Annotated in this window: 9 protein-coding genes and 1 CRISPR repeat array; of the genes, 5 read left to right on the forward strand and 4 right to left on the reverse strand. The window is 39.5% G+C overall.

The annotated features are described in order from the left end of the window. Window positions 1-50: 50 nt before the first annotated feature. Genes PVK70_RS11305 through PVK70_RS11320 form a run of 4 tightly spaced genes read right to left on the reverse strand, consistent with a single transcriptional unit; the run spans window position 51 to window position 5,375 of the window. Complete coding sequence (locus PVK70_RS11305; protein WP_130047007.1) at window positions 51-1,487, reverse strand: O-antigen ligase family protein; 1,437 nt, start codon at window positions 1,485-1,487, stop codon at window positions 51-53. Next, window positions 1,484-2,926 (reverse strand): lipopolysaccharide biosynthesis protein, encoded by a 1,443-nt coding sequence (locus PVK70_RS11310; protein ID WP_130047006.1) that lies wholly within the window; start codon window positions 2,924-2,926, stop codon window positions 1,484-1,486. Before PVK70_RS11310 ends, PVK70_RS11305 begins: the two co-directional genes overlap by 4 nt. Further along, entirely contained in the window at window positions 2,923-4,086 is a 1,164-nt protein-coding gene (locus PVK70_RS11315) for a glycosyltransferase family 4 protein (RefSeq protein WP_130047005.1), read from the reverse strand. The genes PVK70_RS11310 and PVK70_RS11315 overlap by 4 nt, the downstream gene beginning before the upstream one ends. After that, entirely contained in the window at window positions 4,083-5,375 is a 1,293-nt protein-coding gene (locus PVK70_RS11320) for a glycosyltransferase family 4 protein (protein WP_130047004.1), read from the reverse strand. The genes PVK70_RS11315 and PVK70_RS11320 overlap by 4 nt, the downstream gene beginning before the upstream one ends. A gap of 298 nt (window positions 5,376-5,673) precedes the next feature. Further along, window positions 5,674-6,901: a CRISPR direct-repeat array (repeat unit 28 nt; unit sequence GTTTACTGCCGTACAGGCAGCTTAGAAA). A 175-nt stretch (window positions 6,902-7,076) separates the two neighbouring features. Between PVK70_RS11320 and PVK70_RS11325 the strand changes: the two genes are divergently transcribed. Genes PVK70_RS11325 through csy2 form a run of 5 tightly spaced genes read left to right on the forward strand, consistent with a single transcriptional unit; the run spans window position 7,077 to window position 14,838 of the window. Then, a complete protein-coding gene (locus PVK70_RS11325; RefSeq protein ID WP_165367171.1) occupies window positions 7,077-8,072 on the forward strand; it encodes a helix-turn-helix transcriptional regulator in 996 nt (331 codons plus the stop codon). A gap of 33 nt (window positions 8,073-8,105) precedes the next feature. Further along, window positions 8,106-9,101, forward strand: coding sequence for a type I-F CRISPR-associated endonuclease Cas1f (cas1f, locus tag PVK70_RS11330; protein WP_130047002.1), 996 nt, complete (start codon window positions 8,106-8,108; stop codon window positions 9,099-9,101). Continuing rightward, window positions 9,098-12,517, forward strand: coding sequence for a type I-F CRISPR-associated helicase Cas3f (gene cas3f, locus PVK70_RS11335; protein WP_130047001.1), 3,420 nt, complete (start codon window positions 9,098-9,100; stop codon window positions 12,515-12,517). Before cas1f ends, cas3f begins: the two co-directional genes overlap by 4 nt. Continuing rightward, window positions 12,510-13,862, forward strand: a complete 1,353-nt coding sequence (csy1, locus tag PVK70_RS11340) for a type I-F CRISPR-associated protein Csy1 (RefSeq protein WP_130047000.1) — start codon at window positions 12,510-12,512, stop codon at window positions 13,860-13,862. Before cas3f ends, csy1 begins: the two co-directional genes overlap by 8 nt. A gap of 1 nt (window position 13,863) precedes the next feature. Continuing rightward, window positions 13,864-14,838: a type I-F CRISPR-associated protein Csy2 gene (csy2, locus tag PVK70_RS11345; RefSeq protein WP_130046999.1), complete on the forward strand. Its 975-nt coding sequence runs from the start codon at window positions 13,864-13,866 to the stop codon at window positions 14,836-14,838. Window positions 14,839-14,858 lie beyond the last annotated feature (20 nt).

Genomic DNA, 14,858 nt, shown 5'->3' on the forward strand with positions numbered 1-14,858 from the left:
CAATTATTTTCTGATTGTTTTTCAGTGTGTTATAGGTCTGTATTTTTAATTTACTGGTTTTTCTCATTTTGAGAATCGTTTTGAATTTCGCTTTCTCTCGTATCTATCTCTATTTTATTGAGCGCAATCTCACTGGTTTTAGTCACAGCAACCACTAAGGCGGCTAAAATATAAATCGGCCAATTAAAACCTTGGGTTAAAAAAGTGCCTGATACAATAGTTCCAATTAAGCCTGCAAATATAGCTTGAGCACTGGCGTAAATGGCGGGGTTGATTTTATCTTGTACTGCTTTTACTGATTGTAATGTTCGATTGGCACTTTTGATTAGAACGACGATTAAAGCAATAAAAACGCTGAGCCCAAGAAAACCTGTTTCAGCGAGTACTCCAAACCAAGTACTATGAACCGCATGATTTAACCCATCCCAATGAGGGCTGTAATAAAAGTAATTGGAATAGAAATTATCTAAACCTACGCCAGTGATAGGGTTGCTCACCGCCATTTTAAAAGCGGCTTCCCATGCGTATAAACGTCCCATTGCAGATGCATCAACCCCTGCTTCTGCTGCACCTCCAGATGCTCTATCTGAGATCCCAGCAACCACAAATAAAATCCCACCAGCAATTATAGCTATCGTCATTAATAGCACTTTTGATTTGATTCTTTGTAATCCATAGATCCCAAAGACAGCGATCATGCCTAGTAATCCACCTCGACTTTGCGTGGCTATGATGGCCCAAAAGAGAATAGGGATAGCGATAAAGCCGATCATACGTTGACGCCAAGACAACTGATGAGTCACTAATAAACCAACAGCAAATGAGGTAGGGAACATCAATACAAGAGCAAGATCATTAGGGTCACCAAGCATAGAGCCCAGTTCTCGACCTATGGTAACTCGGGTTTCTTCTACTAAGCCAATACCTCCTAATTTGTTTTGAATGGCGACAATACCAACTAATACACCTGCAATGGTGATGGCTTTGAGAGTAAAGGCAAGCTGCTGAGGGCTACGCACTAATACAGCGATAGCGAATGTCATTAAAATGATTTTCCAGTAAATGTTTTTGAAATACTCAATAGCAATAGGGCGATTACCCGCTAACACAATACCAAGAATAACGAGCAGTAAAAAACAGCTTAATAAGGTAAATTCTCGGCACCAAAACAGCTTTATTTGTTTAGTTATTCCCACTTGCCAGCCTAAAGCGGCCAAAGAACCTAATGATAATAATAGAGGAATTTTTAAGTTATAAAGTTGAGGAAAGACTTCGTGAATACGGAAAAAAGAAAAAATCACAAAGAACAGTACCATTAAGAAGGGACGATTAAGTGTATAAAGCACAGCAAGAGGAAGAATCCCCAAAACAACCACAAGTGCAGGGTGAGGAAATAAGCGCCATAATACTCCGGCAAATAGCGAACAGATGATTGCTGTAAACCATTGCAACGGTTTTGATTGAAGTGGCGCGTTATTCGTATTCATAGGCATTTCTCACCTTGCTCATTTTTAGGCAGAGTAATTAATTGTAATTGCGAAGCAAAAATAACCACTGAGGTGGTGCAGAGTGCCGCCATCATTAGCTGAATACCAACAGAGAACGAAGAAAGACTTAGCGCAATGGACACACTGGTAATTAGTAATAGCACGCTTAATTTTCCCAACGAGTAAGGTAATGGGTGAGCGCTCTGAGAGAGTATAAAGGTGAGTATTACGCGCATCGTTTGAGCTAAGATTAGAGATATAATGACGCCACTCATGCCATAAATAGGTGTAAGAACTAGAATAGCAATCATGCCAAGACCTGTAGCTAAAGTATTAATCCATAATAATTTTTTAGTCTGTTTCTCTGCTAATGCACCAAGGTTGATTAATTCGTTTAATTCCTTAATTGCTGAAACGATGATCAAGGCAACAGCGATGTTTTTAGCTTGTTGATAGCTTTCTGGCATTAACCACTCAATTAATACTGGAGCCAAGTAGCAAACTAAAACGGTTAATCCGCACAGCAACACAAGGCTGCTTTGGGTCATTTTAGCTGTGATTTTTTCTCCACGTGATTGCAAATAATCAAAACGTTTAGGCATCCACCACATACAAAATGGCTGCATTAATAAGGTTAATGCTAAGGCAAATTTGAGGGCAACAGCATACAGAGCAAGATCAGAAAAGCTTGTGTTCTCAGCTAATATCCATCGTTCAAATCCATTTAATCCAAAAGCGACTAAGCCACTGGCCATTAGAGGTAAGCAGTAAGGAATACAAAGAGCTGCCATTTCTTTGTTAAATAGATAACCTGTGCCACGCACTTTTTTGTTCTGTTTGCTTTGTAGATAGACAAGCACAACGACTTGCAGAGCAGCACTGATAAAACCAGCGAATAGAATAGCAGTAACGCCATAACCTTGATAAAGCACAATTACGGTTAATGCAGCTTGAAGCAAAGCGCGGCCAGTGGTTAAGTAAAAGAACAGTTTGGCTTTTTCTCGCATTCTAAATGAAGCAAGTACAACGGCAACCATGCCTTCAAAAGCCAGAGGCATTAATAGTAGTTCTAACTCAATAGTGTCGGCGTATTCTGGTTTCCATTCACTGATAAAGGGGCTAAATAACCAAATGATAGGTAAAGCAATTGCACCGACAATCATAGTAAGGGTAAATATTTCACCTGTGATCCGTCGTTTTTGATGTGGATCTTGCTCTGCACCAGCAAAGCGATACAGTGCTTCATGTAGCGATAATCCTAAAATTACGCTTAATATCATTGCAAAGGTTGATAATAACTCTAAGCGTCCTAGCTCATGTTGAGATATGTGATTAGCAATATAAGGCAGCATAAAAAGAGATACCCCTTTCATTAATACAATGCTGCTGCCATAAAGTGCCATGTTCTTTAATGCGGGTGATAAAGAAAGTAATTTCATTGTTTCACCTCATTTAAAGCCAGTGAGGTAATCGAGCGTTTTTCCATGGCTAATTTAATTGGTAAATAGCACTTTTCTGCTTGATAGCCTTGAGATAGGTGTGCACCTGATTGACCTAATTGTGTAATGAGATTTAGATTACCATTTGCTATTGATAGCTGATGCTGTAAGGAGCTCATGTCATTAGGTTTGTATTTAAGGCAATTTTTATTGTGAGTTAATATTAAATCCCAAAACGCACCATCAGAAGGAATTACCACACACATCCCAGCCATAAGCGCCTCTAAAATTGAAAGTCCAAAAGGTTCTTGATGACTGGTCGAAACAAATATATTGGCCTCAGAGCGTAAGGTGTCTAAGTTTTCTGGTTGGTGATGCCAAGTTATTCCTTCTATGTGTCTTGGTGCTTGAGTTGTCGGTAGTGCGTTGTTTTCAGGAATTAAATAACAAATAGTGGTTGGAGCGCGCAGTTCAAGGTTTGTGGCTTCTATCGTGTCTAATAGCAAATCTAACCCTTTCCATTTTAAAAGGGATGCGGCCCAAAATAGCTGTGGTGATTGATACTGGCATGGTGTAGGACGGTTTTTCTCACTTATCCCATTCACAAAGGGCTCAAAGTGATGGGTCGCCAGTAATTGTTCTTGTTTTTCTATTTGGACTGATGCGATCTCTTTTCGCCATACCTGCTTAAGTGCAGCAAGCAAAGAGGGATAAGCACTCTGAAGATAAAAAACGTGTTCAGCATGACAAAGGCATAACCCAATGGAGCGAGATAACCCTACCGGGCCATGAATAAGTTGCGTAATTTGATAGCCAAAAAACCACTTCATCATGTAAATAGGCATATCAATACCAGGGCCAGACGCACCAACAGCAACATCAATTTTTCCATAAAATAACCGGATGTAGAGTAACCACAAACAGAAATACAACTGTCGGAACCAGTAGCTTTTTCCATATTCAGAAATCGGTAACCAGTTAGGGTGAGACATCTTAATGATGTTTACGCTTCTTAATAACCAAGATCTTGGATTTGCTGTTAGTACCGTGATCTTATTATTTTTACGATTCAGTAAATCTAGCATCTCACGGGTGGCGATTTTTGAACCACCGGTATAAGTAATTGGGTCAAGGACTAAAATATGATTCGATGTATTCATGATTTATCTCCTTGTTTAGGAAGAACTTTAGGACTTGAATTTGAATAAAAAACCTTATTAAACAGTACCTTATTAATTAACAGGTTAGAGATGTAAGCTAGATTTGAGAATACAGGGTGAAGCGCTTGTGTTAATGGGCGTGCATAGGGGGTAGTTGCTGTTGTGCTTAGTTGTTCTTCATACACAGCTTCAAATTGTTTGGTGTATTGTGAGAGAGAAAAATAGCGGTAAACGGTTTCTTTTCCTTTTCTGCCCATTTGTTCAGCAAGGTGAGGGTTATGAATAAACACCATAATCGCTTTAGCAAAAGAATCACTGTCTTCTGGTTGGGTTAGTAACCCTGTTTCATAGTGGCTGATTACCTCTGGAATGCCACCAACCATAGGTGCAATAACGGGTAATTGAGCTAATGAGGCTTCCACTAATGCTAAGCCAAAAGCTTCATCTCGTGCCCCACTTATGTAGGCGTTAATGTTACTTTTTAATAGGCCGACTACATTGCATTGTTCCCCTAAGAAATGCACATTGTGGCTTAAATTCAGTTGTTCTGCTTGATGTTCAAGTTGGACTCTTTCTTCCCCTTCGCCAATAATAACGAGATGAATATTAAGCATGACAGCATCAATTTTATTTAGGCTTTCTATAATTAAATCAACGCCTTTTCTATGAATTAGTGACCCTGAAGTTGCAAGCACAAAGGCACTCTTATCAATATTTAATTGGTCACGTAATAATGTGGGTTGTTGAGTATTTAGCTTGTTGGTATTTATGCCATTTGGGATTGTCGTTATTCCATTTTTATCATAGCCATCTTGTAATAAACTCTGACCAATCGCATCGCTTACGGTTACTAATTTAGGGCTAAGATGAATGCCTAAACTTAGACGATCACGTAATGGATATTGAGTATGAAGGTGGGTAACTAATGGCGTTTTAGTATGACGAGCGACCATATTCATCCACTGACATGGAGCTGCGCTATTACAGTGAATTAAGTCGACCTGATGGTACTTTATTATCTCTTTTCCTTGTTGGTAGAAATCGTGCCAATTTAAGAAAGAGAAACGAGGGGCTTGCCATCCAAGTAATAAAGTAAAGGGAGTTACATAACTCGCACTTAATTGCTTTTCAACCTGATCAACAAGGCGCTGTTGGTTGCACCATAAAATGCAGTTATATTTTTGGTGATTAATGCTTTTAATTAGATTGATTAAGCAGACTTCAGAACCACGGATCCAATCATCACCATAATGAACAAACAGTAAGGTTGTTTTTGTTGTATTTTCCATAGCACACCTTCCTCGCATTCTCTCTGATATAAGAGATAGAGCAAGGGCAGTGCCAGATTGTAATTGTTTTTATTTTATTGATTTTTAAAGGGAATTATTATGTGTATAGATCAGTTTTCTCAAATTGAGAATGTGGTTTTTTAAATTGGGAATCAGAGAGATAAAAAATACCAAAAAAAATAACGTTAACAATAGAATAATAAAATCAATGAGTTACAGGTTGGTTGGGAAAGTAGGTTAAAAAGTAATATTTAAGCTATCTGCTTGTTGTAACTTATTTTTATGCTGATATTCTACTGTTTACTGCCGTACAGGCAGCTTAGAAAATCGGAATAACAGCAATTATATTAATTTTATTGTTTACTGCCGTACAGGCAGCTTAGAAAAAATAAATACAAAGATAATCGCATTGACAATAGTTTACTGCCGTACAGGCAGCTTAGAAATCAGTATGGTGCAACCCGCCATATAGCGATATGTTTACTGCCGTACAGGCAGCTTAGAAAAGCAAGACGAAGAAGAAAAAACAGAATAAGAAGTTTACTGCCGTACAGGCAGCTTAGAAAACAGTCAAAGATAAACCCACGACCCAAGAATCGTTTACTGCCGTACAGGCAGCTTAGAAAAAGCCGCCACCTGCTACGACAAAAAATATCATGTTTACTGCCGTACAGGCAGCTTAGAAAAACAACAGTTTACCACGTTGGAGAAGATGACTGTTTACTGCCGTACAGGCAGCTTAGAAATGTTAACTGGATAGCTGAGGCTATTGCTGATTGTTTACTGCCGTACAGGCAGCTTAGAAAATCAAAAGAAAATAAAAAAAGATGTAAATCTTGTTTACTGCCGTACAGGCAGCTTAGAAAATCTAAGTTTGATGCTAATCCATTTTTTCAAGGTTTACTGCCGTACAGGCAGCTTAGAAAAGAAAGGTTGATGGAGATTGGTACTGCTGCGCGTTTACTGCCGTACAGGCAGCTTAGAAACACCGCCATTGGAGGGGATAAAAACTCGTAAAGTTTACTGCCGTACAGGCAGCTTAGAAATCGCGCAGCTCGTCAAAAATAACAAAGTGCCGGTTTACTGCCGTACAGGCAGCTTAGAAAAAGCAAGTCCAATCCGTCTAGTTGCTCCGTCCGTTTACTGCCGTACAGGCAGCTTAGAAAATTGACGATTTTCACGAAATGTTTGGCCGTGAGTTTACTGCCGTGCAGGCAGCTTAGAAATAGACCGTAAAGCAATACCTAAGTCTGACCCAGTTTACTGCCGTACAGGCAGCTTAGAAAACAAAGCATCCACGGTTCAGTTCTTACAACCCGTTTACTGCCGTACAGGCAGCTTAGAAAACCGCCTCTTCAAATTGACTGACACATTCGTAGTTTACTGCCGTACAGGCAGCTTAGAAATTTACTATGTTTCGGCGGCGAACCGCTAATACGTTTACTGCCGTACAGGCAGCTTAGAAAATTAAAAATTATCTCTAATCAATTTCCAAATGGTTTACTGCCGTACAGGCAGCTTAGAAAACCACTCTTTTTAAAGCTAATCCTGGCAAACCGTTTACTACCGCACAGGTAGAATAATTGATTAAAATAACGAGATAACCATCATAAAATATCGATAAATATACTATTTTATTTATGAAATAGTATTATAGTAACTCTTTGTTTAATATTAACTTTATTGATAAGGCTGTTAATAGTGGAGCAACTCTCTCGTTTATCAATTATTCATAAATTACTTAGCCAATCCAAATACCCAGTACCGAAAAGTAAACTTCTAGAAGCGCTAGAGTGCTCAGAATCCACATTTAAACGGATACTTCGTAAAATCAATGACGAATTTGATGCTTCAATCTCATACGATAGAGAACTAAAAGGATATGCATACGATTCTGATAGTCATCAACTTCCATTATCGTATCTGAATTTTACTGATAAAGAATGGTTTGCCTTATTAACCGCAGAAAAACTATTTACCGATCTACATACAGGATCATTAAATAAAGAGCTAGAAGGGATCAAACACGTTCTACAAAAGACAAAAAATCGAGCAACAGATTTTGGCATCGCTAATAAAATAGAAATACGTAGTGCGATTAGACCGATTAATCATGCTGATGTCTTCAACCAAATTACAGCAGCGCTATGGGCAGAATCAAGCGTTGATATTGAATATCAAGACAGCAGTCAGAACACTACAGTACGCACCCTCTCACCTCAAAAGGTATTTCTATATAAAGACGCATGGTATTTATTAGCTTGGTGCCATTTACGATCTGAAATCCGAATATTTTCTCTTAACCGTTTAAAATCAGCGAAAGAGGGTGATACCCCTTTTACCGCGTTACCTGAAGAATCAGTACACGCCTATTTAAAAAATAGTTATGGCTTAATGGTTGGAGAGACCCAGTATCAGGCGATTCTTTGTTTTGAGCAAAGCGTAGCACCTTGGGTTTTAGATCACACTTGGCATAGTGAACAGCAGATAGAAACTCAAGATAATGGAGACTTAATCTTAAGCTTCTTCTTTAGTGACCACCGTGAATTAGTACGTGAAATTATGCGATTTCAACCAAATGTAACCGTTGTCTCGCCCGCATTTTTGAAAGAATCGGTAGAGCAATGTTTATTAAAAGCGGTAGAAAAAATACAAAAAGATCGCTCAGGGTCAGTATGTGACCTTGCTGTTCAGTAAGATGGCTATATTAATCATTCAAGGATAGTGTCAATGGATAACTTTTCGTCTTCAGATCTAAAAAGCATTCTGCATTCTAAGCGTGCAAATATGTTCTATTTAGAATATTGCCGAGTGATGCAAAAAGACGGTCGTGTTCTCTATCTCACAGAGGCGAAGAATGAGAACCAATACTTCAATATCCCGATTGCAAACACCACCGTTCTGCTACTCGGCAATGGTACATCAATTACCCAAGCGGCCATGCGAATGCTCGCTCAAGCTGGCGTTTTAGTTGGCTTTAGTGGCGGTGGTGGAACGCCTCTCTATATGGCGAATGATGCAGAGCAGCCTATTGAATGGTTTACGCCACAAAGTGAATATCGCCCAACCGAGTATTTACAAGGATGGATGTCATTTTGGTTTGATGACCAAAAACGTTTGGCGGCAGCAAAAGCATTTCAGCAAGCAAGGTTGAGTTTTTTGCAGAAGATCTGGGCAAAAGACAGAGAGCTAAAACAAGAAGGTTTTGATGTAAAAGAGCCAGGGTTGCAAGCCGCGTTTGAACGGTTTGAAGAACGTACAGAAGCCGCCACAAAGCAAAGCGATTTACTGCTGACAGAAGCGCAATTAACCAAACACTTATATAAGTTTGCAGCGAATAACGTTCAGCTCCAAGATTTTAAAAGACAACATCAATCTACCGACAAAGCCAATGACTTTTTAAACCACGGTAACTATTTGGCGTATGGCTTGGCTGCGACAACATTATGGGTATTAGGTATTCCCCATGGTTTTGCCGTCATGCATGGCAAGACTCGACGTGGGGCATTAGTGTTTGATGTGGCTGATTTAATTAAAGACACCATCGTACTGCCGTGGGCATTTATATGCGCCAAAGAAAACGACACAGAACAAGAGTTTCGCCAACAAGTATTGCAAGCCTTTACCGATCATAACGTATTGGATTTTATGTTTGATACCGTTAAAGACGTGGCGTTAATGCATCAACAACCTAAGTCGCTAGATGGCGGAGATCAAGCAAAATGATGGTCACTTTTGTTTCTCAGTGTGAGAAAAATGCGTTAAAGAAAACGCGTAGAGTATTAGATGCCTTTGCTAATCGCATTGGGGATAACACATGGCAGACCATTATTACCGAAGATGGTTTATTAACCGTAAAGAAAATGCTGCGACAAACAGCAAGCAAAAGCACTGCGGTAAGTTGCCATTGGATACGCTCACGCTCTCGCAGCCAATTTTTATGGGTGGTGGGAAATCGTTTGAAATTTAATACCGAGGGTGTGGTGCCAGTGAATCGAACCCGTTTGAATCTTGATCATAAAGAATGGGAAAATGGTTGGGATAAACTGGAAGTGATCGCCAATGCCACCAGCATTGCAGGTTTGTTTCATGACTTTGGTAAAGCCAATGATCTGTTTCAAGCAAAGCTAAAAGGGATAAGTGGAGCAAAAGGTGAACCTTATCGACATGAGTGGATTTCTCTACGCTTGTTTGAAGCTTTTGTAAAAGGAAAATCAGATCAAGAGTGGTTAGGTGAATTAAGTGAAATAGATCGCTCAGAGAATGGTACTAACACTGAATCTTATGTGCTAAACAATCTGCATCACGATAATGGGGCAAACTCACCATCTCCATTTAAGTCATTAACGCCTTTTGCCTCCTTGGTCGCTTGGTTGATTGTGTCTCATCACCGTTTGCCATTACCTCAGACTAAACGCACACAAAATGTCGTTAATGAAAATATGAAAAACTGGTTAACGGGTGTTTTTAATTGTGATTGGAATTCGAGTAATGCAGAGCAATTAGATCAAATTGGTAATGACACCATTATTAAAAACTGGACCTTCAGCCAAGGGACTCCGTTTATTAGTAAAACATGGCAAAAACAAGCGTCTAAGTTGGCGTATCGAGCGCTAAAAAACACAAAGCTAAATCATGACCAAGAGTTGCTGAAACAACGTTTTGTTGCTCATTTGTCACGTTTGTCTTTAATGCTTTCGGATCACTATTATTCCTCTTTAGAAGCTGAACGATCTCAATTGGAGTGGCGAGATAACGATTATTTACCAAAAGCTAACACGGATAGAAAAGCGACTCAGCTTGAAGGGAGAGCGGTATTTAAACAGCAATTGGATGAGCATAATATTGGTGTTGCTCACAATGCCATGCACTTTGCATTAAACTTACCTGCATTGAAATATGCACTGCCTGCGATAGGTCAACACAAATTATTTAGCCGAACTGCACCGAAAAAATTCGCATGGCAAGATAAAGCGTATAAAGCAGCCAAAGAGTATGCTCGATTAAGTGAAAAACAAGGGTTCTTTGGGATCAATATGGCCTCAACAGGTTGTGGTAAAACCATTGCCAATGCTCGAATTATGTATGCACTTGCTGATGAAAGAGAAGGCTGCCGCTTCTCTGTTGCTGTTGGTTTAAGAACTCTAACTTTACAAACAGGTGACAGTTACCGTGATTTACTAAAGTTAGGTGACGATGAACTGGCTGTCTTGATTGGCTCGCAAGCAGTTAAAACATTGCATCAAGTTAATAAAGAATCAAATAAAGAGAAACCGAGTTCTGGCAGCGAATCAAGCGACGATTTTTTCGAGCAATTATTCATTAGTTATGATGGCCAAATTTATGATGGCCGCTTAAAGCATTGGTTAAAAGGCAACCCTAAGTTAGAGCAACTATTGAGTGCGCCAGTAGTAGTTAGCACTATTGATCATCTAATGCCCGCGACAGAAAGCTTGCGTGGTGGCAAACAAATTGCGCCTATGTTGCGTCTATTAACATCAGATTTAATTTTGGATGAGCCAGATGATTTTAGCTTGGAAGATCTGCCTGCATTATGTCGCTTAGTTAACTGGGCAGGCATGCTTGGATCTCGTGTGTTGCTTTCTTCTGCCACCTTACCACCATCATTAATCAATGCGTTATATCACGCCTATTTAGCAGGAAGAAAGCATTTCAATGAAGCCAACTTTCCAGAAGGGGAGCTGCAAAGTGTGGTTTGTGGATGGTTTGACGAGAATAAAAGCCATGTCACAGAGATAAAATCATCTGACGCTTTTACGGAAGAAAATGAAATTTTCGTGCAGAAACGCATTAAAAAACTGAACGAAAATAAAAAAGTGCTGCGTAAAGGGGAATTAGTCCCTGTTCACCTTGATGATGAGTTAAGTGATAAAAAAGATGAGAGTCATATTTATCAGTCAGTCGCAGCAACCATTCATGAGCAGATCCATAAATTACATGATAGTCACCACGTAAAACACAGCTCATGCCGAAAAGTATCTTGCGGTGTGGTGCGAATGGCAAATATCGACCCAATGATCAATGTGATGAAGTGCCTGTCAGAAATGCGCCCACAAGAGGATTACAGTATTCATTTTTGTGTGTATCACTCACAGTTTCCATTGGCAGTGAGATCTCACAAGGAAAATCGTTTAGATAATACTCTAACGCGATATGACTCAGAGCAGCTTTGGCAACAACCAGAGATTATAGACGCGCTCAATAAAACAACGACGGTGAATAATATTTTTGTTGTTGTCGGGACATCGGTTGTCGAGGTAGGACGAGATCACGATTACGATTGGGGAATCGCAGAGCCAAGTTCACTACGTGCATTGATCCAACTCGCAGGTCGTATTCAACGTCATCGCCAACAAGAGCCGAGCAGCAGCAACTTAATGGTATTGAATAAAAATATCAGAGCATTAAGAGGTGATACTACAGCTTATTGTAAACCGGGTTTTGAAAGTAAAGATTTGCCTTTGTCGACTCATGATTTGAATGAACTATTAAATGGTGAACTAGAAAGTATCTCTGCGATTTCACGAATAAAAGAGCCGTCTTTTTCCCAGAAAGACTTCTGTTTAGATAAAACATCAAAAAATAAAAAAGCGAAAGGAATTGACAGTTTTTCAGTACAAGAACATCGAGCATTAAAGTTAACGCTAGGTCTAGAAAATAAGCTAAATAGAGATGTTTTTTTTCAGAAAGATGATGAAGCTTGCTTGTGGTGGAGTAGTGATAACCATGCAGATTGGAACGGAGAGTTTATTAATCAAACTCGGTTCAGAAAATCAGACCTGCAAGAAGAGTTTATTTTGTGTAAAACCGATGAGTGGGGCGATTTAGGCTGGCATCAAAAAGACACCACGCAAAAAAAATGGGTATTTACGCCACAAAATCATAGGGTGGTAACACAAAGCATTGAGCTATCAGAGGGTAACTACTGGTGGATGAATGCCGATGCAGAAACTATCTATAGCAATTTAGCAGAACAGTTAGAACAAACAATAGAAATTACAGGGCAATATTTTGGTGCTATTAGTTTAAGAGCAGCGAAAGAAGGTCAGGAATTAATTTGGAATTGGCATGATCAGTTGGGCATTTACCAAACAAAAATAACTAGGAATAATAATGGATAACACATTATCTCAGGCCATTGCTGATTATATTCAGCAACGAAAAGAAGCAAAGTTAGAGCCATTACAAAAGGCGCTAAATAAGATCTTAGAAAAAAGTGAAGACCCTGTTGAAATTGCAGAAGCGAAAGCAGTTTATGCAGAAGAATCAGCACCGATAGAGGCATCATTTACTGCTAGCGTTTGGCTTTCTGATGCAGCAAAACGAGCAAAACAGATAAGTCTTGCTACCCATGCAGCAAAGTTTACTCACAGTGATGCTAAAGCCAGTAGTATGTTGGTCAGTGATCAATTAAGTGAGTCAAACTATTTGGTGACGGCATCCTTAAATAAGAAAGCCATTGATGCAGTAGGTAATGCCGCAGCGTTAGATGTCGCAAGATTACTCAAGCTAGAATGTGATGGTGAAAGTTTAATTACGCAATTACAGCAAGGCCATGTTGATGCGTTGCGTTCTTTTACCAACGATGAACAGCAACTAAAAGAGTGGAAAGACGGTTTTTCTCAAGCGCTTGGCGATACAAAGCTATCTAGCCATACATTAAGTAAGCAACTGTACTTTCCTTTGATTGGTGAGGATAAAACATCGGTTGATTACCATTTGTTATGCCCACTTTTTTCATCAGCCCTTGCGCATGAGCTATATCATGAAGTAAGACGCTCTCGGTATGGTGACTCAAAAGAGATCCGTGATGCGCATAAAATAGACAAATACCATGAAAAGTTAGATGAACGTTTCTTTAATCTTGCGGTACAAAATTTTGGTGGCTCTAAGCCTCAAAATATCTCGCAATTAAATAATGAACGTCACGGACAAACGTTTCTATTAAATTGTGCGCCACCACAATGGAAGCGTATCGCTTCGCCGCCAGTTAGTAGTTCAAGTCTATTTGGTCGTGAGTTAAGTTTTAAAACGGCTGCACTGATCCGCGAGTTCCGTCTATTTCTTGAAAACCTAAGAGAGGATGAGAAAAATGTACATATTCGTCGTCAACGAGATAACGCGTATCTTTTGCCAATCATTGATACGGTGTTAAACCACGCCGCGGTCATTCAAATGATGAAAGATCATGCAGGTTGGTCAAATAGTGATGAATGTAAAATGAAGCCCAATCATGCATTGTGGTTAGATGTTTACAACACCGATGAGGCATTCCAAAAACACCGTGAAAAAGGGGATTGGTTGGTGCTTATCGCGACGGATTTTGCCAGTTGGTTGACTCATAAATTAAAGAGCAATAAAGAGAAATATATTTTGGGTGATATAGAACATGCTTATTTTTCAAAGTTGTTTTTACATCAATTAAAGCATTTTGAACGCTCAACGCCAAAATTAGGGGAGTTGTAACATGAGCCGCTATTTATTATTAAAAGACATCAGCGTACAAAATGCCAATGCGATTGCAGGCTTAACATATGGTTTCCCTGCCATGACGAATTTTTTGGGATTTGCTCACGCGCTATCACGTAAGTTGCCTTCTGAGTTAGCCATCACATTAGGGGGTGTCGCCGTTATCAGCCATGAAAATATGGTTCACGCAAGGCAACCTAAAGAATGGGGGGATTATGTCTTTGCCTTAACGCGTAATCCATTAACTCAAAAAGGAACCACCGCTCCAATTAATGAAGAAGGTCGTATGAATATGACGATTTCTCTTTTAATCGAAGTGCACGGTTTGCTGGGTGGGGCTATGTATCAAGAAGATCAACTCGTCAATGATGTTGAAAATATACTGCCTAAACTCAGAATTGCCGGAGGGCAAATAACACAAATTGGTTCGATATCACTGACCAATAAAGATGAAGATAAAAAAGTATTACGTCGTTTAATGCCTGGATTCATATTATTAGACCGCAGCGAATATTTAACGGAGCACGTAAAAAATAAAAATGAGCAAGGCGAGCAAATCTCAGTATTTGATGCGTGGTGTGATTTTTACAAAGTCAAATATCAAGCCACGCGCGTAAAAAGTGAGGCAGAAGATCAAGGCGAACTCAGTAATAAAGCCAAGTGGGAATTTGTGAAGAAACCTCAAATGGGATACCTCGTCCCCATCATGTCTGGGTATTGTGCAATCTCGCCACTGTATGAGGCTGGAAAGGTTGACAATGTGCGAGATACCACGGTTCCGGTTGCTTTTGCTGAAGCGGCGTATGGTATTGGTGAATGGATGAGTCCGCATCGCTTAACCTGTATTGATGATGCTATTTGGCGTTATGAACATAGTGAACCTTGGTATGTCGCTAAAACAAAACCGTTTATAGATCCTATTATCGAACTATCTATGGATGAGTTTGATGAAAATGCAGCAATGAAATTTTAAAAATAAATAATAGAGAGAAT

The sequence above is a fragment of the Aliivibrio sp. A6 genome (assembly GCF_028765505.1).
In the GTDB taxonomy this organism is placed as follows: domain Bacteria; phylum Pseudomonadota; class Gammaproteobacteria; order Enterobacterales; family Vibrionaceae; genus Aliivibrio; species Aliivibrio finisterrensis_A.